Genomic DNA, 22,427 nt, shown 5'->3' with positions numbered 1-22,427 from the left:
GCGGTCATGAAAGCTTTGTCAGCCCTCGCTCCGGAAGTTCGGCAGTACCTGCTCGTGACGGGCAACTACTGGGCCTTCACCCTCACGGACGGCGCCCTGCGCATGTTGGTGGTGCTGCACTTTCATGCGTTGGGCTACAGCCCATTGCAAATCGCCGCGTTGTTTTTGTTCTACGAAATCTTTGGCGTGATCACCAACCTCGTAGGTGGTTACCTCGGCGCTCGACTGGGTCTTAACCGGACCATGAACATCGGGCTGGGCATCCAGGTCGCAGCATTGCTGATGCTTACGGTTCCGGTTGCCTGGCTGACCATCCCCTGGGTGATGGGTGCCCAGGCGTTGTCTGGGATTGCCAAGGACCTGAACAAGATGAGCGCCAAGAGCTCGATCAAGCTTCTGGTTCCCGATGGGCAGCAGGGCAAGCTCTACAAGTGGGTGGCGATCCTCACCGGCTCGAAGAATGCACTCAAGGGCGTCGGTTTCTTTCTTGGCGGAGCGTTACTGGCGCTCATCGGCTTCAAAGGCGCTTTGCTGGCCATGGCGGGCGTCCTGGCCGTCATCTGGATCAGCAGCGTGATGTTGTTGAAGAAGGACCTGGGCAAGGCAAAAGCCCAACCCAAGTTTCGTGACATTTTGTCCAAAAGCCGGGCAATCAACATTCTTTCGGCGGCGCGGATGTTCCTGTTCGGCGCCCGGGATGTCTGGTTCGTGGTGGCTTTGCCGGTGTACTTGAGCAGCGTCTTCGGCTGGGATTTCTGGCGGGTGGGCGGCTTCCTGGCGGCCTGGGTGATTGGCTACGGCATCGTGCAATCTTTCGCCCCCAGCATCACCGGCAAGAAGAGTGGGCATGTCCCGGATGGGCGTGCGGCTTTTGTGTGGGCACTTGCCCTGGCGGGGCTGCCAGCCTTGATTGCGCTTGGGCTCAACACCGGGTGGTCTCCACAGACAGTACTGCTGGGCGGCCTCATGGTTTTTGGTGTGCTGTTTGCGGTGAATTCGTCGCTGCACAGCTACCTAATTGTGTCCTACGCCAAGGAAGATGGCGTATCGCTGGACGTGGGCTTCTATTACATGTCGAACGCCATGGGACGACTGATTGGAACCGTGCTTTCCGGCTGGGTTTATCAGCTATATGGTCTGGAGGCGTGTTTGTGGATCTCGAGCGTATTCGTATTGCTGGCCGCCCTGATTTCCATTGGATTACCCAGGCATGCCCAGGCGATTTGAAGCCATTCTGATGTGGTTGGGGCCAGGAAAGCCGTTGGCATACGGTGAGCGCCGAGGAGCGATGGAGCTCTTGGGTAGCGGCGCTCAAGCGATCCCAGGAGAGGGTAAGGAAGTCGGTAGCTCGCCTTGGAATTGCTCTTGATGCACCCGAAAAACAAGTCCAGAATTAAGTCTTTTCCTGCCTCGGCAAGAAAAGAAACCCTTTAGATTTCAATGGGTCGGACGCTAGATACGAGTCTCGTTTCCCGCTCCAAGATTCAGAAAAAGCCACTCAGATGAGTGGCTTTTTTTTGTGCCTGGGAAATGTCTGCAAGCTGCTTTCGGCCAAAAGCTGCCGTTCGAGAAATGCAGCGTCTGACCCAATTACAGACATCGATTCACGGGCCACTGGAATAAATGAGCACAGCTATGAATGCTACGAATGGAGATAGCAAAATCAGTCCACCGACGACAACTGCCCAGCCCCAGGCAAAACCACTCTCACCCTTGAAGCGGCCGCCACTCAGCAAACCCAGCACAAAAACACCAATGCGATGAGCTATCAAATCGATCACGAAGTCCATTGCCCCTTTCTCCTTGTCGGTTTTCTCAGGAACGTCAGAACGTCCTCTTCTGGCCGATAGCCCCATAATGACAGGCAGAGCTCGACCAAAAGAGCGCTAGCCCTCGAAGAAGATTCTAAAGGCTCCAATCGCTTACTCGTTTCCATACGCACATTGCGCAGGCACGGTTTCCAAGTATGACGCGTACAGCGGCTCCGAAAGATAGCCGATCATAATCGAGCAACAGCGGGCGCCGTTTGAGCTAATCACTGCTGCTGCCCATAAGGATCCATCGTTGCTCCAAAGTGTGGATATCGAACGAAAATTCCCAAAACACTGGGTAGGCTGGGTGACCTTTTGCAAGCCAGAATGAGGCTACGTTTTCGGCCTGATTGAGATTCACTGATTGGAACAAGGCTTCGGCTAAAGACAGGATCTCCGAGCGCTTAGTCAACAGATCCAGTGGCCCATAACCGCCATCGCCCGTGTGAAGCAGCAGCTCCAGTACCTGGCTTCTGGCATCCTCCACAGACACTGAGGTCGTATTACCCACCACACAATCTTTGGAAACAGAACTACGAAGGGCCTCTTCGAGAGTTTGGTTTATACCAAGAGGGCCGTAGGTATTTATCCAGACGGTATAGTTGTATCCCTCCAAGAGATGTTCGAGCCTGAGAACATCATCTGGTCTGGTGTCTATCACTATTTTCATGCTGGAACCACAGGGGCGGCCTTGGGTGAGTACGCAGTTTACTGGGACCAATCCGGCGTGTTCGTGGTTGGTCTCTCCTGGGCCGAAAGCCGTCGTTTAAACGTTTGAGTTCAGCACCAAACAGGCTGCATGCCAAGTCTGGTATAGCTCCATACACGAGGCGTTTCGCCTTCGATCGAAAACGGGAGGTTGTGTTTTCTTAGCGTGGACAGCAACCAATCGAGCGAAACCGCTCTGAGTTCGATCCACTCGATTTCCGCTACCGGATGGATGTGGTAATGCCAATCGCCATCCCAGTCTGTGCAATAGCCGCTCGGCGCTAAAACACTGTGCAGTCTGAATTCTGGTTGCATTTGCGGTGAGCGAAGCATTGCCTCGATCAGCTCGGCCCATTTGGTCTTATTCATCACTGACAAAATTGTGCCGGCAGCCAACAGCTTGTGAAGCTTCACTTTAGCAGCATCGTCGGGCTCGGGAAGTTGCTGCTTAAAATTCGTGCCCCTCATTGACTCGGCGGTTCCTTCTGCAGTTTGTCGAACGTCTCCAGCGCTGCGCGGAACTCCTCCAGGGAAAAGCTTACCGGCTGGTTTTCCGCGTTCCAGCGAGTAGAAATACCCACTTCCAGCTTGCCGGAAGCGCTCCAGCCGAAACGCCGCCAATGCACGGTGTCGCCGTCGATAACCTGTTCGACCATCAGCACGGTGCAGTCGAAGTCCATATCATCGCTGCACACCAGCAGTGGTACAAGGGTGGAGCTGCCGTCCTCGCCGGGAATGAAGCGACGCCTGGCGAGGGCATCTTCTTCCTCATCCATCAACCACATTAAGGAAAGCCCAAGCAGGGCGACACTGGCGTCATTCAGGTGGGAGGCCAACCATTGCTCGATGGCCGCATCGTCAATGGTCAACCACGCGCAAATGCTGCGGGAGAAGGCCGCTTGATGGTAAGCGGCGTGGATGCGGTGATGCATGAACGAATCCGTCTGTTAATAGAGGAAGCCTGGCGAGCTATTGTGCCTATTTTTAATGCGCTCATGGGTAGCAATAATTTGGTTTTGAGCAGCCGTTAGTTGCCAGAAGCGTCGGGCCAATCTCGCAGAGAGATCGGGGGCAGACCACGGTTATAAAATTGTGGTCTGCCCCCGATTTTCACAAAGTATTCGACCCAGAGGAACTGACATTATTTTTTACGGCAAAAGACTTTCGGCATTTGCCATGGCTGGACCTTGTTTGACGAGTGACCGCTTAGCATTAGCCTTCTGAGAGGCAGCTTCTGGCCGATTCTGTTGAAAAAGTCGGTCCTTCCAGACTGACGGGCAGCAATCGGCCGAAAGTGGTCGCTGCTAGGGTTCCAACCCAGCCCGGAGGCATCGCAGCAAGTCCTCAATAAGCCGTCTAGACTCCATGCGCACTCATTCACTCTCAACCCAGCGCAGGTCGCCGAAGCCTCCTGCCTTGAAGGAGTCCGCCATGCGATATCGCATTTTCGGCAATACCGGCCTGCGGGTCTCTTCGCTCGCGCTGGGTACTGGCAATTTCGGTAAAGGATGGGGTTACGGGGCCGAGGTGGACGAGGCCCGTAAAATCTACGACGGTTACCGTGAGGCTGGGGGCAATTTCATCGATACGGCCGATCAATACCAATTTGGCCAATCGGAATCCATGCTCGGCGATTTCATGGCGACCGAGCGCGATGAAGTGGTGCTGGCTACCAAGTTCTCGCTGGGTGATTCACCCGGTGCCGGCGTCCTGCGCGCCGGTAACAGCCGCAAAGCCATGCGCAGCTCGGTGGAAGCCAGCCTCAAGCGCCTCAAGACGGATCACATTGATCTTTTGTGGGTGCACATGCCCGATGGCGTAACGCCTATCGACGAAATTGTGCGGGGGCTGGACGACCTGATCCGCTCTGGCAAAGTGCTCTACAGCGGACTGTCGAACTTCCCGGCTTGGCGTGTGGCAACGGCCGCCACCCTGGCCGATCTTCGAGGCTGGTCGGCGATATCGGCGTTGCAATTGGAGCACAGCCTGGTGGAGCGCTCGGCCGAACGCGAACTCCTGCCGATGGCCGCGGCATTCAATCTGGGAACCGTCGGATGGTCGCCGCTAGGCGGTGGTTTGCTGACCGGTAAATACCGCAAAGGAGAAACAGGTCGCGCCCAGGGTTTGGGGGCGGTGATCCACGATGAGGACAGCGAGCGCAAGACCTCGACGGTGGATGCCGTGTTAGCGATCGCCGAAGAGACCGGCCACACGCCGGGCCAGATCGCAATCGCCTGGGTGCTGGCCAAGGGAACACTGCCAATCATTGGCCCACGCACGCCGGAGCAGATGGCCGATAACCTGGCGTCAGTCGAGGTTCAGCTGACGGCGGATCAACTGGCACAGCTGGACGCTGCCAGCGCCATGCCCCTTGGATTCCCGCACGATAAGGTGGCTGCTTCAGCGCCTTCGCTTGCTGGAGGTAAGGCAGAGCTCATTGATGCAACGAACCGGGTTGTTCGATGAGTCGAGTTTCCAGGGAGTCCGCCCATTTGTCCGCAAACCGGTAGAGGGGCATGAATGCTTCCGATAGCTCCAAGCCAAGTGGCGTGAGGCTGTAGCCGCCGTCGACTCGCTCGACAATGCCCGCGTCGCGCAGCTCGTGGATTCTGCTTTGCAGCACGGTGGGAGAGATGTCTCCCGCCGCACTTCTCAGAGCCCTGGAACTCATCGCGCCATGGCGCAGTTCCCACAGGACCCTAAGCGCCCATTTTTGTCCGAGTAAGTCCAGGAGCGCCATGATTGGCCGGCGTCCCCTGAGTATTGATGAAGCGCACCGCTGGTTATCACTCATGGTTATTGCCCTTGTTTGCTACACATTCAGTAGCGACTATCCTTGCTACACATTTGATAGCGGAGGATACGCGATGCCACGAATCAAAGCACTCAATGAACCCTACCCAGCCGATATCAGGGCGGATTTCGACAAGATAATGGGCGTAGGAGTACCGCCACTCGTTCTATTCTCGACCATCGCAAGCAGCGATCGCGCATGGCGGAAATTCAAGGCAGGTTCGCTGCTGGATGGCGCGTTGCTGACACTTCGCCAGAGAGAATTGGTCATCGATAGGGTGTGTGCTCGCACAGGTTGTGAGTACGAGTGGGGGGTGCATGTGATGGCCTTCGCGAAGGCCGCCGGGCTCTCCAGGGAAGAGATTGCCGGCACGTTGGAATATCCGTTTCGCCCAGGGCAGTGGAAGGAGGAAGAGGCCGCGCTATTGACCGCGGTCGATGCGCTTCATGATCGAGCGACTTTAAGCGATGAAGCATTCTTTAACCTCAGAAAACACTTCGACGATGATCAGATCCTGGAGGTTCTGATGCTCGCGGGCTTTTACCGTACGGTTTCCTACATTGCGAATGGCCTCGCATTGCCGCTGGAGCAAAATGCAGCGAGCTTCAGTGAATATCGCAAAGGTGAGACAGCTGGGCATTGATTGCTTCTGGTCGAAGTTTTCCGGTCACTGACGCACCCCTGTGGGAGCGCTCGCGATAGCGGTGGGGCAGTTTGCATACCTCGCATCGCAGCGGCTTGACCTTGAAGTTGGCTTTAGGCTTAAAGTCGACTTCAAGGGCAACGGATTTTTCAGGGGGTGCTATGAGAATAGGCGAACTGGCGAAAATAAGCGGGTTGGCGCCGTCACGCATCCGGTTCTACGAAGCCAGCGGTCTGATCAAGTCCGTCGGACGCAAAGCCAATGGCTATCGGGATTACGCACCTGATACCGAGTGGGTTCTGGAACTCATTACTGGCGCACAGGCGGCCGGTTTCTCATTGGAGGAAATCCGCCAACTGATGCCGATGAATGCCGGCGGTTGGCAACACGATGAGTTGCTCAGTGGACTCAAGCAGAAGGTTGAGGAGATCGGCGTATTGCAGCAACGGCTGGCCCAGAACAAGGCGCAACTTTTGCTCGTCATCAAGGGCATCGAGGGTAAGCCCGAAGGCATGGCGTGTGCGGACAACGCGCAGTTACTGATCAATCGACTGCGTGAAGAAGGCGTTGTCCATTCTGCAGGCAAGCGTGCGACAGCGTCCTCCAAGAGAAAAAATACCCGTCAGGCTTCCGGGGCCTGACGGGCGTAAAAATTTCGATCCCGTCAAAAGCACGCAAAAAGAAAAAGCGATTGACCTTAAAGTGGACTTCAATCTTAAGGTGCCTCATACCCAGCTGAGGACCGCTCCATGAATGTGTTCGACACCCTGATGCTCCCCAACGGTTCGACCATCAAGAACCGAATCGCCAAAGCCGCCATGGAAGAAAACATGGCGGACGCCGACCAGGCGCCCTCCGAAGAACTGATGCGTCTTTACCAGGCGTGGGCCGACGGCGGTGCCGGCCTGCTCATCACCGGCAACGTGATGGTCGACGGCCGCGCCATGACCGGACCGGGTGGCGTGGTGTTGCAGGATGATCAGCCGCTGGACAAGTTCAAGCACTGGGCGCGTATAGGCCGATCCTGCGGTGCGCAGTTCTGGTTGCAGATCAACCACCCAGGTCGACAGATGCAAGCCAACCTCGGGCAAAAAACCTGGGCGCCGTCAGCTGTGCCGTTGGCACTGGGCAACATGTCCAAGCGTTTCGCCACGCCTCACGCCATGCCCCCTGGTTTGATTGAAGAGGTTATCCAGCGCTTCGCGAACACTGCACGCCTTGGCGAACAAGCCGGATTCACTGGCGTGGAAATCCACGCCGCCCATGGTTATTTGTTGAGTCAGTTCCTTTCGCCGCTGACCAATCAAAGGACGGACGAGTGGGGCGGCTCTCTGGAAAACCGGGCGCGGTTGTTGCTCGAAGTCGTCAAGGCGGTCAGGGCTGTGGTTTCGGCGGGATTTGCAGTAGCAGTCAAACTCAATTCCGCCGATTTCCAGCGCGGAGGGTTCACAGCCGATGACGCCAAAAGAGTGGTCGGGCTGCTCAACGACCTGGGGGTGGACCTGGTGGAATTATCTGGCGGCAGTTACGAAGCCCCCGCCATGCAGGGTGAGGCGCGTGATGGGCGTACCTTGGCCCGTGAGGCTTATTTTCTCGAGTTTGCCCGTGAGATCCAGACCGTCGCCAAAATGCCGGTGATGGTTACCGGTGGCATACGTCGACGTCCGGTTGCCGAAAGCGTCGTGCAAAGCGGTGTGGCCATGGTGGGCATCGGTACGGCGTTGGCCATCGATCCTCATCTGCCGCGTGACTGGCTGCAGGGCAAAGACAACGCCCCGCAATTGCCGCCGGTCACTTGGAAAAACAAGACCCTTGCGGCCTTGGCGAACATGGCGGTGGTGAAGTTTCAATTGCACAAACTGAGTCGGGCCAAACAGCCCGATCCGAGCGTGTCACCGTTGCGTGCGCTGATCCTGCAGCAGCTCGCCCTGGCATTTCGCACGCGTCAGTATCGGCGTTGGGTGGAGAAACGTTCGATGTGAGTTGATGTTTATTTAAAGCTTGATGAGCAAAGGTGGGAGGCCACTTTTGCTGGTGAATTGCAATGGGACGATTCTGGCCGGAAGCGTTTAGTCATGAAAGCTCCTATCGGCCCGAAGCGGACGGTCACTCTCAGCCGTATATCTCAGCTGTCTGTCAGGCGGTACAGTGCCTGGGCATGGGATGCCGTTAACCCGGCACGCTCGAGATTTCGGCGGCTCTGGGAGCTGGCCAGCGCGGTCGCAGCGATCCAATGATAGCCATGCTTCTTTGCTTGCTCTATTCGTTGAGAAATCAGCGCTCGGTGGTAGCCGTGGCCCCGGGCATCCTTTCGTGTTGCCGCCGTTCCGAGGTAGGCAACGCCATTGCTGGCCAGATACATCGAAGCCCCTGCTACCACTATCCCTTCCGCTTTCAATACGTAGATTTTCAGACGTCCGTCAGGCACCGGCCCTACAAAGGAAGCCTGATTCAGAAGCCGATGCTCCGGCTTGGTATGAAAGCTACCCGCATGCACTTCTGCGAATAGATCCAGAGTCTTCGACGTGACCTCTTCAATTTCGAATGAGTGACGACTCAAAACCACCTTTTCAATGGCACAAGCTAATTGCAAATGAGTCCAGCCCCTCAAACGCTCAAGCCGTGCTTCGCCCACAACAACGTATTGCTCCAACGCCGAAGATTTCCCAATAAGAGGAATTACAGTCGATCGCTCCGCTGACTCATTGAGCAGATTTAACACTGCCAAGGGATTGCTGGTGATGTCACCATAAATGCGGTTGAACATTGGGCTTGGCGATGCGTTCACCTGAAAACACGGAAAGTCCGCGTTGAAAAAAACACGCGCGCCATAAGGATTTCCGCTTATTTCTGCCAGGTTCTCAACGCGCGAACGTAGATACTCGCTTTCTGCGGCCTCAATCTTGTGAGCAAGCTCAACATCCATGTTCGTCATCCTTTTCTAAAAACTCCAAGAGAGGTGAAGCACGTCGAACAATACGCTTGCGTCCAGGTACGTACCAGTGCCTGGCTCAGTTTCACTGCTGCTTTGGGTCGATTACTGCCCTTCGTGACAGGCTGCAATCGGCCAGAAGCGGGCATTCGATTTCGCTATTCATCAATCTCCCGAGCGTGCGAAATTACTAGCCCTTCAATTTCTCTCAAAGGCAGGCTCATGACCTCCACCCTGGCAGTCTCGGATATTTTAGGTCCATGGAGTGGGGATGCCTCTACAGGACTAATTCAGCGTTGCAGGGAGGCATGGGACACACCTCTAGAGAGTTTGAATGATCTTATGGTCGCTACTTTTTTGAATCAGAACATCGCGACCAAACACCTGCTCATCGAGGCGAAGCGCCGCATGAAAGACCAGGAACGAGATGAAACCGAGTACTTCGACGGCCAGCTTCTCGAAGCTATCGAGCGCTTGCAATCCGGGGAGTAATTCATCCCGACGGTTTGTTGCGTTCGACACGGACTATCTATATTGGGTCGCATTCTGTCTCACGCGACTGGCAGAGAACGGCCAAAAGCGGTCACTCGCAGACCCTTTGGGGTAGTGTGTCGAATTGAACCATTGAAGCTTCACCACCCTTCACTTGAGGATCTCTAATGACAAATCAATCCGCTATTGTCGAGGTGGTTCAAGAAACCGATCCTGTGCTGCTCAGATCTTTGAATGACCTTCTCCCACAGCTTTCCAGAAACGCTCAAGCGATGACAATGGAAGATTTGGAGCAGATTGTGGATTCAGAGTGCTCCGATTTATTGGTAGTGAGAGCAGCAAGTGGAGGAAGCATTTTGGGGGCGCTGACCCTGATTCATTTTCGCATTCCGACAGGTATTCGTGCCTGGATCGAAGACGTCGTAGTAGATGCCAGTGCTCGAGGTCAAGGGGTCGGCAAAGCACTCATACAAGCAGCAATAGAAAAAAGCCGTGACCTCGGCGCGAGAACTCTGGATTTAACCTCCAATCCAGATCGTGAATCTGCCCATCGTTTATATGAGGGGGCCGGATTTTCGGTCCGTACAACAAAGGTCTACCGACATATCAAATGACTGATGGATAGTCCTTCAACGCATGGCGATCACTCTGGCGTGCAGGAGCGTCCGGAATGGCTACTTTCGGCCTGCGGATTTAACCAATCTGTTGCATCGACCGGTTGAATCCACAGCCCAAAAGCAGCCATTGGAATATCATCCCTGCCATGAGACAAAGACCGGGAGCCTTGCGAACCACCCACACAATCAAGGAGAGTTGCACATCATGGACGAAGCCCTTACCGAGCAGCAACGGTACAAGACGCATTGAGCATCTGTGAGTTAGGACAATTGCTTAACGCGGTGCACCACGCTGCCCGCCCCGATATTTACGCGGCTGCCACCCAAGACTTTTCGCGCGATCTTCCTCACTGGTCAGGTCTTTTCGAGAAACCGGGTCAGGTTGTATTCATCGCGAATGTCGGTCACCAGGCCGCAGCCTTCATTACTGCCAGCCTGTCAGCAAGCTCTGGGCCGCTGATGCAACCGCTGAATGTTGTTCGCATTGGATCGGTATGTGTTGCCGAGCAATTTTGGGGGAAAGGTATTGGACGTATGCTTATTCAGCTCGTTAAAAACTGGGCTATCGAAAATGACGCCCAGGACTTGAGGTTGTCCGTCTGGCCGTTCAATGCACGTGCTGCTCGCATGTACACAGAGTTCGGGTTTGAGACTCGTGCTTTCGAGATGGGAATGCGTCTGTAAAGGCGATCCCCCTAAAGGTCAAAAGAGGCTCGAGGGACTTCTGCTGGATCATTCATAACTGACAGCTTTCAGGCCGTTGTTGTCTGTCGCAGATTGACTGCTCACGGCCTAAAACAATTTGTGCAAACTGAAGAAACTCAGGAAAATAGAGTGCAGTCTCTGTCGAAAGGAATGACGAAATGCATAAAAACTGGTCGCAAATAAAAAAAATCTACATTGAAAGTAATCGTATATTTGGCTATGAACGGTTAAAAGTCTGTGGACGTAAGCGATACCTCCTACCGGCGTTGGTGACAATGCTGGTAATGATTACAATATCGACCACTCTTTACTGGTTCAAAAATCCTCTATGGCCGTTTATATGCATGACGGGAATGGCCGTTTCTATGATGGTGTTTTTTAAGTCAGTAGAGACGCTGCTAGCAAAGCTCTACCCTATTGAGTACGAGCAGTACGACATTGCTCAGCAACGATTGTCAGAGCGTACCGACATCTTGGCTTATGCTTTTTTTCTACAAAGAATCAAGCAGGTTAAATACACGCCAATGAAGCTTAAAGCTATCGCCGAATACTCCGAAACCCTAAGCCCGCCGTCTAAGCCTTTCCTGATCAACCAACACTTTATTACAGTAATACTCATATCAGCATTAGTAAGTCTTTTTACCGCATACCTTCAAAAAACTCCAGCTTGGCCCACGCAAGCTCTACTGTACATTCTAGCAATTGGATCTTTGGCCGTTGTGGTGTCCTTAGGACTTGATGGCTTTCGAACTGCTCAAACGCGAGACACCCGAATCCGTCGCTATCTCAAAAGAGCACAGATTGAGCTTGAGCAAGAGGCGAATTCTGAGAACACTGAAGTTTTCATAAATAATAACAGTGAAAAAACCATTATTTCGTAGGATCACCCGGAAGTCCGCTTTTGGCCGTTTACTGCCCGTTACCACCGGCAGCTTCTGGCTGATTGCTGCCTATCACGACCGACTGAAATCGTCCAAGTGGACACTCGCGAATGGGCGAAAACCAGTCGACTTTATTGAAAAAGGCAGTTTAGCCGCGAATCAGGATCGTTCCTGGATGAAGTCAGTTACGGTAGGCTTTTTCCCGCTCGCGATAGTACTCCGCTCTACGCTTGGCATCTTCCCGCTCCATCTCTTCATAATGCTTGCGCTCCTCCCGATCCATTTCTTCATGGAACTTGCGGTGCTCCCTGTCGTCCTCCATCCCTGCTTTATCCATTTCCCGCTGGTGTTCCCAATAGCGCTTGTTTGCCTCTCGATAATCTTTGTCCGGATCATCGGCAAATGCACTCATTGAGATGAAGCACAGCCAGGAGAGTGTAAAAGCGGCAGCCATTTTCATGTGGTCGTTTCTCTAGCGCGGATATGTGCAGGTGAGGCCATTTGTGGCTTCCGGTAGACCGCACAAATGGTCGAAAGTGCTGATTCTATGTGCAGGCTGACGACGCGTTCCAATTACTGAGTGTCCGTTTGTGGCCGATTGTTGCCAGTCACTAGAAGAGCCGTCCAAACGCGGACTGGCTCTTCTCAGCGCAAAGACTAGGATCCACTTTGGCAGAACCTAATTCGGTTGCCGAACGGGTCATGCACTTCCAGAACTTGCCCCAGCCCTGCTGAACATATCCGGGCGTCCGTATCCGTATCGTTTGCTCAGTAATTTGTCCCGGAGCACTTTGATGTTTTGCATCGGGACAAATATCGTCGACCCTGGGCTAGCCTGGCAAGTTAAAGAATAGACTGGCCATGTTCATAGTCAGTAGCGCCCCGTTGGCCGCTCTATTTTATTGCGTTGGAAAAATATTGTTCTAAGCTTGGCATTGCCTTCGCGGCTTCGTTTAGCTGATTGATATTTAACGTCAGTCGACCGCCTCCAGCACGGAATTGAAAAAAAATAAACTCCAGCACGCAATAACTTTTATTCTCTGAAAAATCGATAGACGCTAGCTCTGTCAATGTCATATGCATCATTTGGTCAATTTTGGTCTCGCTAGGTCGACTGACGCTTTTTGATCGTAGCCCGTGACATTCAAATATTCTTTTTGTAGTGCCAGTCATCGCCTTACCCTCATAATTTAGAAGATGCAGCACGTCGCGATTCAATACATCGGGAGGAGGGTGATTCAAATGAAAGCTGTACCCCGGATAATTATCAAGGTTGACCACTAATTTTTCTTCAGGCTTCACCGGTCGACCTTCGGCTGATTTTCTTTGACACTCAGCCAAATCATTGCAATTATTGATATTTCCAAATGCGATTACCACTGTAAAATATTCATGCTTATTTGGTTTTTCATCAATTTTCACGCCATAGGGGTACGCTTGTTTCCCATCCCATATAACTGCCCCTTCAAGATATTGGAGTCTGCATTCATCCTTATCTCGTCCCACAACGGCATGCAGGTTCCCAATGGAACGTTTTTCTATGCTTAGTCCAGATGCAAGTGGCAAGTAACTGAGCTCAGCCAGTTCCTCATTACAGTTTTTCTTTCCTTCCATTTCGCTCGGGTAGACATAGCCAGCAAGAGCCAGAAACCCAGCCACTAACAATGCTCGCGCCGACATTAATATTGACTTATAAAGCATTATGCGTACCTCAGAACGTAGTTATTCTTCAAAGCTATTTATGATAGTGCACCGTCATTAGAAAAAATTAAAAGCATTCGAACCAATGCCAGATATCGGCTCTACCGTAACGGTGCGAAGGGCCCCTTTTGCCGATAGCTGACCCTGGCGGTGGTCGTAATGACCTTCCCTTGCGTCAATACACCTCGCATCAATGCAATCCAACAGGCTTATGAACGCATAAACGCTCAGCCAGCTATGTATGGGATGGAACTCCAGTCTAGCCGGGTACGGGGTGGTGCCGGAAGCTAAAGATTTCGGCGCGTAGCCGGGCTCGCATCCTTCGCGTAGGCATGAAAATGCTTATAGCAGGCATCGCCAAACTGTCGATTCATCGACCATCTGTCGGCCATCCTGATTTATTTCCACCGCCCCCCTTGAAAATTTTTAAACGAGACGGAGTTCTTATATTTGAGAGCAAAAGAAAAGCAGGGTAGTCCTGACATCGCCGGCGGGCAGGCCACCACTGTTATGCTTCTGCTTTTAGCCTGTTGCTCCGCTTGTGATGTTGCTCTTGCTGTACTCGATTCTCGCCTTATGTGAAAGTTACGCGGTGCCCGGGCAGGGAGGTCGGCCTTCGGCGGCAAGGCCGCCGCCTTCTCTTTGGCTACAAATGAAAACTCTGAAGGAAAAAAATTCAGCGCCTAACCGAAGACGATACGATGACGGATAGCTACGGCTGTAATTTGTGTGAGATGGGAATGGATTATCGACTAGAGCGGCAGATCTGGACGCTGGCGCACCAGGGCCTGCCAAATGTTGAGTTCGACGCGCTGATCACGAAAGCGGTTCATAACTACAAACGACGTCCAGGTCTTCATCAGCTCGATCGCGTCTATGCCAAAGACATCGGCCTTAATGGCATGAAGCTTTAGGGGCTGTGCTGACCAACGCTGGGATCAGTGCATGGAGGAGGGGGGATACCTTCGTATCGCTGCGCGCTCCGTTGCGGGAGCACCTCTACGGCTGCTTGCAGCGGTTTCTTCTGAAGTCGACCGGGGCGACAGGAGTCATTGTAGATAATCAGATCGCGCGCGACCTGGGATTGTAAACATCACCTTAGCGCGAAAGCGTCCAGAGCCTGGCTTCTCGTTGGGCATCTGCCCCGCCACATGTTAACTAACTTTCTGACGTGTTAACTGCGCAGGTTTACACATCAGTAAACTGGTTAACAACGATGGGGCACACACAGGCCCGACAGACGATGCTCAAAATATCCTGATGACTGCTTCGGAGCGACACGTCGCCAGCAAGACGGGCAGGACAACCCAATTACCGAGCCGGTGAGGTTGACGTTGACCTCCATTCGCCGCTTTCAGCTAAGGACGAAGGAAATAAGCAGTGAACCTAGGCACGCTTGCTTTCAAAGAGCGAACTACAGCGACGTTTCATTTCACGGGTATCGCTGACCCCTAACCCAATTGTGGGCTTTGGTGTATCTTTAGGCGACTAACCACCTAGAGAATCAACATGTCCAAGCTCGCAGAATTTCGCCAACTCGAAAAACACCTCGCCGAGCAGCTCCAGGCCCTTGAGGCGCTCAAGGGTGATGCAGGCCTAAAGAAAGAAATCGAATTCGAAACGAAGCTGCGTGATTTGCTCGGGAAATACGGCTACAGCCTGAAGGATGTGATCAACCTGTTTGATCCACATGCAGGTCGTCGCGCTCAAGGTGCTGCGCTGAACACTCGTGCCCGGAAAGCTCGTCAGGTGAAGGTCTATAAAAACCCGCACACGGGCGAAATCATCGAAACGAAAGGTGGCAATCACAAAGGCTTGAAGGATTGGAAGGCTGAGCACGGTGCTGACACCGTTGAGTCCTGGCTGACCAAGTGATTTTGTTTGGCGTACAAGAGGGCCCGAAAGGGCCTTTTTATTTCATGATTGAGAAATAGTAAACGTCCGATTCTGGAGGATCGCGTACGCTTTGTTCGCGAGCTTGTTCAGTGATGGGCGCCGACAACGAGACCGTGTAAGCCAAAGTGGTCGTAGTACATCTGCGCATGTCGCCGTGCCAGCCGAATAAAGGTTCTGATGCATGATGTGTTGGCATTTGGCTTGCACTAACGCAACGCTAGGTACTTATTAACATAGCTTATAGCATGCTCTAATGTATAGTAGCCATTGTGATCTTCATCTAATAGCTTAAGCATGGGCTCAAGAGTCATCCGCTCTTCGCCATTTAATTGGGGGTGCCATACATCGACCAATAATATAACCCTCGATTGATCGCTATTGTTCCATACCTCATGCTCAAAGCTATCATCGAATACTAACGTTGAGCCAGGTGTCCAGGTTCTTATTTCATCACCCACGCGAATCTGACACTCTGTTGGAATGGATAAACCCAAATGAACAGTTAGCCTCGTATTCCAAGGGCCGCAGTGGGGAAGAATCTTGCCGCCTGCTTTAACAACTGAGAACATCGCCGTTTCTGCAGAATCCGAATCACTTAAAAGATCAGCCGTTTTAGGGTAGATTTGACATTGATCAGACTTAAAATCCCAGCTCTTTAGCAATGCTGCGCGCCATTCGGTACCGGTGATGAAGTCAACTCCATTTTGAACGTATGGTGATTCAGGGTCTGAGTTGGTTATCCCAAAGTATTCAGCCGCGATTTTCTGCGCGTTTTCTTCGAGCTTCGCGCAAAAGGGAACAGTCGTAGGATCGTGCCACGCGTTGTCAGACAGTCCAGGGAAATAATGCCGAGGACGCTGATAGGAATGCACTGATTGTAGTTGATTTCCAGAGATCAGCATGCCCAGCCATTCAAGTGGGCGATCGATATTAAGCTCGTTTGCAGATTGCTTAAGATAATTTTTGAATGCGATCAGGTTCTGAATTACGCATGGTTTAACTGTAGTCATATTGAATCTCCTTAAAGAGGGATGTTCATAGGTGGAATGGAAGGGCATTTAATGAATTGAGACTTTAGTTTAACTTTCGTGAAACGGTGCAGGATTTTTTGAATTATATCCAAAGCGCACGCAGCCACCGTTGATCCTGGGGTATAAATACCGCTAACTCCCGCGCTGAGCAATTCATCGTGGTCTGCGTGAGGAATGATGCCCCCTAAAAATACTATAGGGTGCATTTCTATAAGCTTAAGGTTTATGAAAAGATCTTGAATCAAACGTTTATGACCGCCTGCGAGCGAAGAAACGCCAATTGCATCTACATTCTCAAGTTTTGAAAAATGGGCAACCTCTTCAGGTGTTTTGAATAACGGCATTACAGTTATATGGAAGCCTAGATCGCTAAAAGCGGCCGAAAGCATTCTCATCCCACGGTCGTGGCCATCCTGACCCAGTTTAGTCATTAGAACATGGGGGGGGCGATTATGCCGTGATTGGAAAGAACTAATTTGCTGTTTGATATTCTGCCAGTCCGCATTTTGAGGGTGAGATGAGGCGTAAACACCTTCTGCTAAGTTGGGGGTGGCTTCATGACGCCCAAATATAGATGCTAGAGTTTCCGATACCTCCCCAACGGTGGCACGGGCACGCATGGCATCGATAGTCAGCGAAAGAAGGTTAGCGTCTGGCTCCTTAGCAGCTTCTCTTAAATTTAATAAGGCTTGGTTGACAGAAGTCGTATTGCGACGTAGTTTTATCTGCGCAAGAGAGTCAATTTGAGCTGCTAGCACATATCTAGAGCATACTTCACGATAAGGTGTTGAACTGTCAGAGTTTGTTTGATATTTATTGACGCCTACAAGGGTTTTTCTACCCGTATCGATATCGGCCTGCCTATGAGCCGCACATTTATCGATCTCTGTTCTTGCCCAGCCGCTGGCCACTGCTGCGGTCATGCCTCCATGATTTCTAACCTCGGAAATTATTTCTTTTGCTTTTTCTATTAACTCTTGTGTGAGACTTTCCATTAAGTAAGAGCCAGCCCAAGGATCTATCACATCGGGTATGCCTGTTTCTTCTTGGAGGATAAGTTGTGTGTTGCGCGCAATCCGCGAAGATTCGTCCGTTGGCAGTCCTATAGCTTCATCAAATGAGTTGGTGTGCAGAGACTGGGTGCCACCAAATACGGCGGACATAGCTTCGATTGTAGTACGAATTATATTGTTTAAAGGATCTTGGACGGTGAGCGAGACGCCTGATGTTTGCGTATGGACTCGCATTGCTCGAGATTTGTCCGTGCGCGCACCGAATTCCCCCATGATTTCGTACCACAAAACGCGAGCTGCTCTTAATTTCGCCACCTCCAGATAGAAGTCCATACCTGCTGCGAAGAAGAAAGAAATACGAGTTCCAAGAAGGTCGATATCGATGTTCTGGGTCTTGCATAACTCTAGATATTCGATGCCATCCGCAATGGTAAACGCTAACTCCATTGCTACCGATGCACCTGCCTCGTGCATATGGTAACCAGAAATGGAAATAGAATTAAACTTTGGCATATTTGCCGAGGTGTAGGACAAAATGTCGCGTACAACTCTCATAGAGGGTTCTGGCGGGTAAATATACGTATTTCTTACCAAGAACTCTTTTAAAATGTCATTTTGAATAGTTCCGCGGATATCATATAAGGATAAGCCTTGTTCTTGAGCGGCTACGATAAACGACGCGAGTATTGGTAGCACTGCTCCATTCATAGTCATCGACACAGAGATATTTTTGAGATCTATTCCGTTAAAAAGTAATTTCATGTCCTCAACAGTATCAATCGCTACTCCAGCTTTGCCCACATCGCCAGCAACTCGTGGATTGTCTGAGTCATATCCACGATGAGTAGCCAGGTCAAATGCTACGGAGATCCCTTGTTGGCCACCTTTTAATGCAGCCTTAAAAAAATTATTAGATTCGATCGCTGTTGAGAAGCCAGCATACTGACGGATCGTCCAAGGCTTCGATGCATACATAGTTGGGATGACGCCCCGCAAAAAGGGAGCAAATCCGGGAAGAGTTTTTAAATAGGGTATTCCCTTTAGATCCAGTGGGGTATATAGCGGCTTGACTTTAATTCCATCATACCTTTCCTTTTCCCCGCCGGATAAAGCGTGCTCTGAAATGTATTTTCTGGCAGCGGCTGACCATTCGTTAACCAAATCTTCATTGCAAGTCTTTAAGTCAGTGCTCATAAAGTTACCTTCGGCTATCGATGAGTAAATTTACTTATCCTGTCTCAGGCCATTTCAAATCTACGCCCAAGTCATTACCGCCGCTGCCGCAATCATCCCGGCTCCAGCTGACAAAAAAAGCACAGTATCTCCACTATTTATTTTTTCTTTTGCTGTGGCGTCACACAGAGCAATCGGAACTGTTCCAGAGACTGTGTTCGCGACGGATTCCATATTTGTATGGAATTTACTAAAAGGTATCCCCGCACTTATTGCGATCGATTGCAGCAGCTTTATTGATGGTTGGTGAGGGATCACAATATCTATATCTGATGGGTGCAGGCCGGCATTTTTTAGTACCCGTTCAATTGCAGAGGGTACTAAAGAAGACGCTGACTTGAATACTTGTTTCCCGTCCATTTCAAAAAAACTTGAGTTCTTAGGTATTTCGAAATGCGCTACACCAGTGACGTCTGATAACATACTTGACTCGAACACAGATGCCTCATCCCAGCTCGCTTCCAGAAGAACTGCTCCGGCTCCATCACCAAAGAACACACTGTCTTTTCGGTTCCAATCTGTAGACTTGCTGAAGCAATCTGCACCGACAACCAGTACACAATCATACATTCCAGATTTAATATATTGAGCTCCGGTTATCAGGCCGACCACAAAGCCTGAGCATACTGCAGCGATATCAAAAGATGGTATTCCGTTAGCCTCAAGCTTGCTAAGTGTTATCGTAGCAGTTGACGGTGCTTGCTGGTCTGGTGAGGAAGTTGCTAGAATTAGGAGATCCACGCTTGATAGCAATGTATCGCTCTTATTTTGGAACATGTTCTTTATACACGCCGCCGCCATATCGGACGCTAACTCATTAGGCGCGCTAATGTGGCGAGACTTTATTCCGAGATTATCGAACGCCCATTCTGGATGTTGTTTGTTTTTTTTGGATAACTCCATATTTGATACTGTGCGTGAAGGTAAATATGAGCTGAATTTTGTGATTTTTACGCCTCGACCCTTATATTTCATGATTGCTTCGCCTCGAATGCTCATAGGACTTTACAGCTGAATTAGTGTGTTAGGGCGGAAGTTGTGCTTTTTGCTACGTCACTTACAAGATGGTCTTCAAACTCTGATTCAAGCTGTTCTGCAGAAATGCGGTCTTTCGAAATGCACAAAAACTCAATGACACCCGACCGCTCGGTGTCATCAACTGTAATGATAATGCCGGATTTGCTGTCCGCGCTAAATGCAAGTCCATACTTCTTTAGCAGTTGTAACGCGCGCTCTAGGCTGGTTGCTGGGATTTTGTTATGCGCCATAATCACATGACGGTCGCCGTAACGGTGTCCAAGTAAATGCTCGCAAATTACATGTAAAATGCGAACATCCCCCTGCCCGAGCATTAATTTCATTGAAGATAATTTCCCCGTCTGTTGTGACGATACCGTCGACATCTAGCAGTCCTTGGAAACCCATATCTAAGCACATTCTTGCTAGCTCAGTTGCTCCGCTTGAGAACGTAGCAGCTTGGTACCCAGGTAACTCAGGTGGTATGACGAAACCTCTAAACAGCGGTTCCATCCGTTGTTCGCCCCAATTTAGAAATACTGGCTTTCTAAGTCTTTGATCAGCGTAGAACTCCATGTAAAGAATTTTTTCTACTTCGTAATAAGCCTCGACAATCAACGTAGCCGCCTCGGCGTATGACAGTCGGCACCAAGTTCTATTCGCGGCCTCTTTAATGTCGGAGTGGTCAATTATTTCACAGACTGATGAACCTTGTGTTGATTGCAGCGGCTTTATGCTCACTATCACATTTCCATCTGCGCTGGAGTTCTTATCCTGCTTTATAATCAGCGCTCCGGTCACTTCAATTAGCTGGCTAAATGCTGCCGTTAGCTGAGCTAGGCTGCCACATCGCTGGCCAAGGGCTAGATTTGTTCCTCTATTTGCTGCCATTGCGCGAAATAGCGCCTTATCGTTTAGGATTTCACCTCCACCCTCGGCCAGATAACCTATGCTAGAGTCTCCTTCTGATATGGACAACTCTCGCGCAAGTGCTGTAATAGTTCTATCAAACATGTAAGGTAGTAATGTCCAGTCTGCATTTTTGACCATCGCTTTTTTAATTTCGGTGATCATTGCTTTAGACAGTAATATTTCCTCAGTTAACGGCGTGAATTCCTGATCGCCCCATTGAGGCTGTATGAAGGTTATCGAGTTCGCACGCCGTCCTTTGATAAGATCCATGTATTCCTGCATTTCTGTATTCGGAATGAGGGGAAGAATAATAATATCGCCTTCCTCCGCAATCCACGCCAGACGCGACGCAGCCATTGCGGTACCGCATTTAAAGTCGTACGAAAGAAATGATCGGTCGCCGAGCATGCTTTCGTTATCAACGTTTCCAATGATAATTTTTGGCACTGTAAGAACTCGTGTAATGGTTTAAGTTTAAAAGCTCATGTGTTGAGAATTTTTTGAATGAATAGTTCTCGCTGGACTACAGCTCTTTTGTGAAAACCCTTAAACACTACGGTGTTGTTTTTGGTATCCTTAACTTCAGCTGAAAAGGTCAGCATTTTTTCGTCTGCCTCTACAAGCTTTACTATTATTTCTATCGCTCGACCGGTTGGTGTAGGCGCGAGATGCAGAAAATCGAATTTTACGCCTACTGTGGTTTCTTTTGCTTCAAGTTGATCGCAGATTAATTCTGCGCATAACATCTCAACGCTGCCAATTAACGCGGGGCTAGATAGAACGTGAAAGCTCCCGCCCCATGCTTCGTCTGTTTGCTCGTTTGTCACAATGATTGTTTTTTTTTGCTCGGCGCCGATCAATAGATGCATCATGTTGCCCTCAAGCGGTTTTATGAAGGGAAATCAGTTGGTTGAATATATTAACTTTCTGAATTTCGCTCGTGCCGCCTGCGATACGTGTTGCAATTGTATCTTTTATGACGTTGGTGATTTCCTCGGTTACGTAGCCGTAATGCCCATGGAGCTGAAGGAATTCATATGCCGACGTCCATAGACTCTCGCAGCCTACGTATTTGGCTGCGGAGGCCATGAGATTTGCTTCGGGATGGTTTTTGAGCATTCTGTCGAGCGCAGCATAGGCAAGAAGGCGAGAGTTCTCCATTGCAAGTTTTATATGAACAATTTTTTCTTGGACGTACTGATGCTCTTGCATTGGCCGCTTGAAGGATTGTCGTCCAGTTATTCGAGTAATGGCCGATGAGAGGATAGGTTCGAGGTAGCCCGCGCTGACCAATGAATAGAGAAGACGGTCTAACGTGAGCATACTGTATAGTTGTTGAAGGCCCTCCCCTGGAGGAGTGATGATGTTTTTGGAATCGATTACGACATTGTGGATCAAAATATCCCCGGTGGGGCTAGTCTCATTTCCGAACATCACTTCTGCTGGTGCGGTAGTGAGGCCTGAACTACTTCTATCCAGAATAAACAAAGTCATATCCCGTTTTTCGGGCAGCGAGGCAAGTCGACCTACGATGACAAAGATGTCCGCTATTGGAGCATTGGTGATATGCTTCTTAATGCCTTCGAGTGTGAGTTCATTTCCTTTTTCTGTTGCTTTGGTTTGAATGCGAGAAACGTCTGATCCTCCGCTTTCCTCTGTCGCTGCTGTAGCCGCAATCGTGCCCGCTGCGAGACGCGGCAAGTATGTCTGTTTTTGCTCCTCAGAGCCTTTTTCGGCTATGATCCTTATTGCTCCCATATGAGCAATAATGCTTAGCAAAAAACCAAGGTCGCCAGCCGTTGTAGATAGTCCCTCGAAGGCAGCTGCAAAGTCCCACCATCCGTTACCAGTGCCTCCATATTTTTTTGGCACTGCTAGCTTAAAGAAGCTTGTCGAGGCTAGTTCATCCCACGAGATATGATCGAATTGTCGCTCTCTTCTTGAGTTCGAAGCGCGGTCTGCTATGCGGTACCCAAAAGTTGCAAAATCAGCACGAATAGAAGCTTGATTTTCATTCCACGTAGTATCCATTTCGATTTCC

Annotated in this window: 26 protein-coding genes and 1 pseudogene; 11 read left to right on the top strand and 16 right to left on the bottom strand. The window is 50.7% G+C overall.

Going from position 1 to position 22,427, the window contains the following annotated elements:
• The first annotated feature begins 6 nt into the window (after positions 1 to 6).
• The gene (gene arsJ / locus J3P96_RS16165; RefSeq protein ID WP_434652320.1) at positions 7 to 1,227 is read left to right on the top strand and encodes an organoarsenical effux MFS transporter ArsJ; all 1,221 of its coding nucleotides are present in this window, start codon (positions 7 to 9) and stop codon (positions 1,225 to 1,227) included.
• A gap of 377 nt (positions 1,228 to 1,604) precedes the next feature.
• On the opposite strand, the gene J3P96_RS16160 is transcribed toward arsJ, so the two are convergent.
• From J3P96_RS16160 to J3P96_RS16145, 4 genes are all read right to left on the bottom strand, one after another.
• Positions 1,605 to 1,790 (bottom strand): hypothetical protein, encoded by a 186-nt coding sequence (locus tag J3P96_RS16160; RefSeq protein ID WP_434652319.1) that lies wholly within the window; start codon positions 1,788 to 1,790, stop codon positions 1,605 to 1,607.
• A 241-nt stretch (positions 1,791 to 2,031) separates the two neighbouring features.
• A complete protein-coding gene (locus J3P96_RS16155) occupies positions 2,032 to 2,481 on the bottom strand; it encodes a hypothetical protein (RefSeq protein ID WP_434652318.1) in 450 nt (149 codons plus the stop codon).
• Between the two features lie 110 nt (positions 2,482 to 2,591).
• On the bottom strand, positions 2,592 to 2,987 hold the full coding sequence (locus J3P96_RS16150; RefSeq protein ID WP_434652317.1) for a DUF6678 family protein: 396 nt from the start codon (positions 2,985 to 2,987) through the stop codon (positions 2,592 to 2,594).
• Positions 2,984 to 3,451 (bottom strand): hypothetical protein, encoded by a 468-nt coding sequence (locus J3P96_RS16145; RefSeq protein WP_434652316.1) that lies wholly within the window; start codon positions 3,449 to 3,451, stop codon positions 2,984 to 2,986. Before J3P96_RS16145 ends, J3P96_RS16150 begins: the two co-directional genes overlap by 4 nt.
• A gap of 499 nt (positions 3,452 to 3,950) precedes the next feature.
• Between J3P96_RS16145 and J3P96_RS16140 the strand changes: the two genes are divergently transcribed.
• Entirely contained in the window at positions 3,951 to 4,985 is a 1,035-nt protein-coding gene (locus J3P96_RS16140) for an aldo/keto reductase (RefSeq protein ID WP_434652315.1), read from the top strand.
• Here J3P96_RS16140 and J3P96_RS16135 read toward each other — a convergent pair.
• Positions 4,954 to 5,259 (bottom strand): winged helix-turn-helix transcriptional regulator, encoded by a 306-nt coding sequence (locus J3P96_RS16135; protein WP_434652314.1) that lies wholly within the window; start codon positions 5,257 to 5,259, stop codon positions 4,954 to 4,956. The genes J3P96_RS16140 and J3P96_RS16135 overlap by 32 nt on opposite strands.
• Here J3P96_RS16135 and J3P96_RS16130 point away from each other — a divergent pair.
• The 3 genes from J3P96_RS16130 (at position 5,258) to J3P96_RS16120 (ending at position 7,938) form a co-directional block, all read left to right on the top strand.
• Positions 5,258 to 5,956, top strand: coding sequence for a carboxymuconolactone decarboxylase family protein (locus J3P96_RS16130; RefSeq protein ID WP_434652313.1), 699 nt, complete (start codon positions 5,258 to 5,260; stop codon positions 5,954 to 5,956). The two genes, J3P96_RS16135 and J3P96_RS16130, sit on opposite strands and share 2 nt — an antisense overlap.
• A 161-nt stretch (positions 5,957 to 6,117) precedes the next feature.
• Positions 6,118 to 6,597 (top strand): MerR family transcriptional regulator, encoded by a 480-nt coding sequence (locus tag J3P96_RS16125; RefSeq protein WP_434604312.1) that lies wholly within the window; start codon positions 6,118 to 6,120, stop codon positions 6,595 to 6,597.
• Between the two features lie 108 nt (positions 6,598 to 6,705).
• Complete coding sequence (locus J3P96_RS16120) at positions 6,706 to 7,938, top strand: NADH:flavin oxidoreductase/NADH oxidase family protein (protein ID WP_434652312.1); 1,233 nt, start codon at positions 6,706 to 6,708, stop codon at positions 7,936 to 7,938.
• A gap of 143 nt (positions 7,939 to 8,081) precedes the next feature.
• On the opposite strand, the gene J3P96_RS16115 is transcribed toward J3P96_RS16120, so the two are convergent.
• On the bottom strand, positions 8,082 to 8,882 hold the full coding sequence (locus J3P96_RS16115) for a GNAT family N-acetyltransferase (RefSeq protein ID WP_434652310.1): 801 nt from the start codon (positions 8,880 to 8,882) through the stop codon (positions 8,082 to 8,084).
• A gap of 228 nt (positions 8,883 to 9,110) precedes the next feature.
• Here J3P96_RS16115 and J3P96_RS16110 point away from each other — a divergent pair, with 228 nt between their 5' ends.
• From J3P96_RS16110 to J3P96_RS16095, 4 genes are all read left to right on the top strand, one after another.
• Positions 9,111 to 9,380 (top strand): hypothetical protein, encoded by a 270-nt coding sequence (locus J3P96_RS16110; RefSeq protein WP_164444941.1) that lies wholly within the window; start codon positions 9,111 to 9,113, stop codon positions 9,378 to 9,380.
• A gap of 167 nt (positions 9,381 to 9,547) precedes the next feature.
• Positions 9,548 to 9,994, top strand: a complete 447-nt coding sequence (locus J3P96_RS16105; protein WP_434652308.1) for a GNAT family N-acetyltransferase — start codon at positions 9,548 to 9,550, stop codon at positions 9,992 to 9,994.
• Positions 9,995 to 10,243: 249 nt separating this feature from the next.
• Positions 10,244 to 10,681, top strand: coding sequence for a GNAT family N-acetyltransferase (locus tag J3P96_RS16100; protein ID WP_434652306.1), 438 nt, complete (start codon positions 10,244 to 10,246; stop codon positions 10,679 to 10,681).
• Between the two features lie 179 nt (positions 10,682 to 10,860).
• Positions 10,861 to 11,583: a hypothetical protein gene (locus J3P96_RS16095; RefSeq protein ID WP_434652305.1), complete on the top strand. Its 723-nt coding sequence runs from the start codon at positions 10,861 to 10,863 to the stop codon at positions 11,581 to 11,583.
• Positions 11,584 to 11,764: 181 nt separating this feature from the next.
• Here the strand turns inward: J3P96_RS16095 and J3P96_RS16090 are convergent, their stop codons facing one another.
• The 3 genes and pseudogenes from J3P96_RS16090 to J3P96_RS16080 all read right to left on the bottom strand — a co-directional run bounded on the left by J3P96_RS16090 (position 11,765) and on the right by J3P96_RS16080 (position 13,284).
• A complete protein-coding gene (locus J3P96_RS16090; RefSeq protein WP_434652303.1) occupies positions 11,765 to 12,043 on the bottom strand; it encodes a hypothetical protein in 279 nt (92 codons plus the stop codon).
• 197 nt (positions 12,044 to 12,240) lie between these two features.
• Positions 12,241 to 12,418, bottom strand: a pseudogene (locus J3P96_RS16085) (glyoxalase superfamily protein); the annotation flags it as partial.
• Positions 12,419 to 12,477: 59 nt separating this feature from the next.
• Positions 12,478 to 13,284 (bottom strand): hypothetical protein, encoded by an 807-nt coding sequence (locus J3P96_RS16080; RefSeq protein ID WP_434652301.1) that lies wholly within the window; start codon positions 13,282 to 13,284, stop codon positions 12,478 to 12,480.
• A 701-nt stretch (positions 13,285 to 13,985) separates the two neighbouring features.
• Here J3P96_RS16080 and J3P96_RS16075 point away from each other — a divergent pair.
• Complete coding sequence (locus J3P96_RS16075) at positions 13,986 to 14,198, top strand: hypothetical protein (RefSeq protein ID WP_434652299.1); 213 nt, start codon at positions 13,986 to 13,988, stop codon at positions 14,196 to 14,198.
• A 595-nt stretch (positions 14,199 to 14,793) separates the two neighbouring features.
• Positions 14,794 to 15,159, top strand: a complete 366-nt coding sequence (locus tag J3P96_RS16070; protein WP_434652297.1) for a histone-like nucleoid-structuring protein, MvaT/MvaU family — start codon at positions 14,794 to 14,796, stop codon at positions 15,157 to 15,159.
• A gap of 227 nt (positions 15,160 to 15,386) precedes the next feature.
• On the opposite strand, the gene J3P96_RS16065 is transcribed toward J3P96_RS16070, so the two are convergent.
• The 7 genes from J3P96_RS16065 to J3P96_RS16035 are packed head-to-tail and all read right to left on the bottom strand — an operon-like array spanning position 15,387 to position 22,417.
• The gene (locus tag J3P96_RS16065; protein WP_434652295.1) at positions 15,387 to 16,190 is read right to left on the bottom strand and encodes an aspartyl/asparaginyl beta-hydroxylase domain-containing protein; all 804 of its coding nucleotides are present in this window, start codon (positions 16,188 to 16,190) and stop codon (positions 15,387 to 15,389) included.
• 11 nt (positions 16,191 to 16,201) lie between these two features.
• Positions 16,202 to 18,418 carry a methylmalonyl-CoA mutase gene (gene scpA / locus J3P96_RS16060; RefSeq protein ID WP_434652293.1) on the bottom strand — a complete coding sequence of 739 codons (2,217 nt, stop codon included), beginning with the start codon at positions 18,416 to 18,418 and terminating at the stop codon, positions 16,202 to 16,204.
• Positions 18,419 to 18,478: 60 nt separating this feature from the next.
• A complete protein-coding gene (locus J3P96_RS16055; protein WP_434652292.1) occupies positions 18,479 to 19,432 on the bottom strand; it encodes a 3-oxoacyl-ACP synthase III family protein in 954 nt (317 codons plus the stop codon).
• Positions 19,433 to 19,473: 41 nt separating this feature from the next.
• Positions 19,474 to 19,725: a peptide ligase PGM1-related protein gene (locus J3P96_RS16050; RefSeq protein ID WP_434658211.1), complete on the bottom strand. Its 252-nt coding sequence runs from the start codon at positions 19,723 to 19,725 to the stop codon at positions 19,474 to 19,476.
• Positions 19,715 to 20,833, bottom strand: coding sequence for a hypothetical protein (locus tag J3P96_RS16045; protein WP_434652290.1), 1,119 nt, complete (start codon positions 20,831 to 20,833; stop codon positions 19,715 to 19,717). Before J3P96_RS16045 ends, J3P96_RS16050 begins: the two co-directional genes overlap by 11 nt.
• Positions 20,834 to 20,868: 35 nt before the next feature.
• Positions 20,869 to 21,258, bottom strand: a complete 390-nt coding sequence (locus J3P96_RS16040; RefSeq protein ID WP_434652288.1) for a thioesterase family protein — start codon at positions 21,256 to 21,258, stop codon at positions 20,869 to 20,871.
• Between the two features lie 7 nt (positions 21,259 to 21,265).
• Entirely contained in the window at positions 21,266 to 22,417 is a 1,152-nt protein-coding gene (locus tag J3P96_RS16035) for an acyl-CoA dehydrogenase family protein (protein WP_434652286.1), read from the bottom strand.
• Positions 22,418 to 22,427: the final 10 nt, after the last annotated feature.

The sequence above is a fragment of the Pseudomonas sp. R3-56 genome, from assembly GCF_051132075.1.
Classification (GTDB): Bacteria; Pseudomonadota; Gammaproteobacteria; order Pseudomonadales; family Pseudomonadaceae; genus Aquipseudomonas.
This window is presented reverse-complemented; position numbering and strand designations above follow the sequence as displayed.

Excerpts from the sequence above, each read along its gene's own strand:
- arsJ (WP_434652320.1), top strand. The coding sequence starts at position 7 with ATGAAAGCTTTGTCAGCCCTCGCTCCGGAAGTTCGGCAGTACCTGCTC.
- J3P96_RS16160 (WP_434652319.1), bottom strand. The coding sequence starts at position 1,790 with ATGGACTTCGTGATCGATTTGATAGCTCATCGCATTGGTGTTTTTGTG.
- J3P96_RS16155 (WP_434652318.1), bottom strand. The coding sequence starts at position 2,481 with ATGAAAATAGTGATAGACACCAGACCAGATGATGTTCTCAGGCTCGAA.
- J3P96_RS16150 (WP_434652317.1), bottom strand. The coding sequence starts at position 2,987 with ATGAGGGGCACGAATTTTAAGCAGCAACTTCCCGAGCCCGACGATGCT.
- J3P96_RS16145 (WP_434652316.1), bottom strand. The coding sequence starts at position 3,451 with ATGCATCACCGCATCCACGCCGCTTACCATCAAGCGGCCTTCTCCCGC.
- J3P96_RS16140 (WP_434652315.1), top strand. The coding sequence starts at position 3,951 with ATGCGATATCGCATTTTCGGCAATACCGGCCTGCGGGTCTCTTCGCTC.
- J3P96_RS16130 (WP_434652313.1), top strand. The coding sequence starts at position 5,258 with ATGATTGGCCGGCGTCCCCTGAGTATTGATGAAGCGCACCGCTGGTTA.
- J3P96_RS16135 (WP_434652314.1), bottom strand. The coding sequence starts at position 5,259 with ATGGCGCTCCTGGACTTACTCGGACAAAAATGGGCGCTTAGGGTCCTG.
- J3P96_RS16125 (WP_434604312.1), top strand. The coding sequence starts at position 6,118 with ATGAGAATAGGCGAACTGGCGAAAATAAGCGGGTTGGCGCCGTCACGC.
- J3P96_RS16120 (WP_434652312.1), top strand. The coding sequence starts at position 6,706 with ATGAATGTGTTCGACACCCTGATGCTCCCCAACGGTTCGACCATCAAG.
- J3P96_RS16115 (WP_434652310.1), bottom strand. The coding sequence starts at position 8,882 with ATGGATGTTGAGCTTGCTCACAAGATTGAGGCCGCAGAAAGCGAGTAT.
- J3P96_RS16110 (WP_164444941.1), top strand. The coding sequence starts at position 9,111 with ATGACCTCCACCCTGGCAGTCTCGGATATTTTAGGTCCATGGAGTGGG.
- J3P96_RS16105 (WP_434652308.1), top strand. The coding sequence starts at position 9,548 with ATGACAAATCAATCCGCTATTGTCGAGGTGGTTCAAGAAACCGATCCT.
- J3P96_RS16095 (WP_434652305.1), top strand. The coding sequence starts at position 10,861 with ATGCATAAAAACTGGTCGCAAATAAAAAAAATCTACATTGAAAGTAAT.
- J3P96_RS16090 (WP_434652303.1), bottom strand. The coding sequence starts at position 12,043 with ATGAAAATGGCTGCCGCTTTTACACTCTCCTGGCTGTGCTTCATCTCA.
- J3P96_RS16080 (WP_434652301.1), bottom strand. The coding sequence starts at position 13,284 with ATGCTTTATAAGTCAATATTAATGTCGGCGCGAGCATTGTTAGTGGCT.
- J3P96_RS16075 (WP_434652299.1), top strand. The coding sequence starts at position 13,986 with ATGACGGATAGCTACGGCTGTAATTTGTGTGAGATGGGAATGGATTAT.
- J3P96_RS16070 (WP_434652297.1), top strand. The coding sequence starts at position 14,794 with ATGTCCAAGCTCGCAGAATTTCGCCAACTCGAAAAACACCTCGCCGAG.
- J3P96_RS16065 (WP_434652295.1), bottom strand. The coding sequence starts at position 16,190 with ATGACTACAGTTAAACCATGCGTAATTCAGAACCTGATCGCATTCAAA.
- scpA (WP_434652293.1), bottom strand. The coding sequence starts at position 18,418 with ATGAGCACTGACTTAAAGACTTGCAATGAAGATTTGGTTAACGAATGG.
- J3P96_RS16055 (WP_434652292.1), bottom strand. The coding sequence starts at position 19,432 with ATGAAATATAAGGGTCGAGGCGTAAAAATCACAAAATTCAGCTCATAT.
- J3P96_RS16050 (WP_434658211.1), bottom strand. The coding sequence starts at position 19,725 with ATGGCGCATAACAAAATCCCAGCAACCAGCCTAGAGCGCGCGTTACAA.
- J3P96_RS16040 (WP_434652288.1), bottom strand. The coding sequence starts at position 21,258 with ATGATGCATCTATTGATCGGCGCCGAGCAAAAAAAAACAATCATTGTG.
- J3P96_RS16035 (WP_434652286.1), bottom strand. The coding sequence starts at position 22,417 with ATGGATACTACGTGGAATGAAAATCAAGCTTCTATTCGTGCTGATTTT.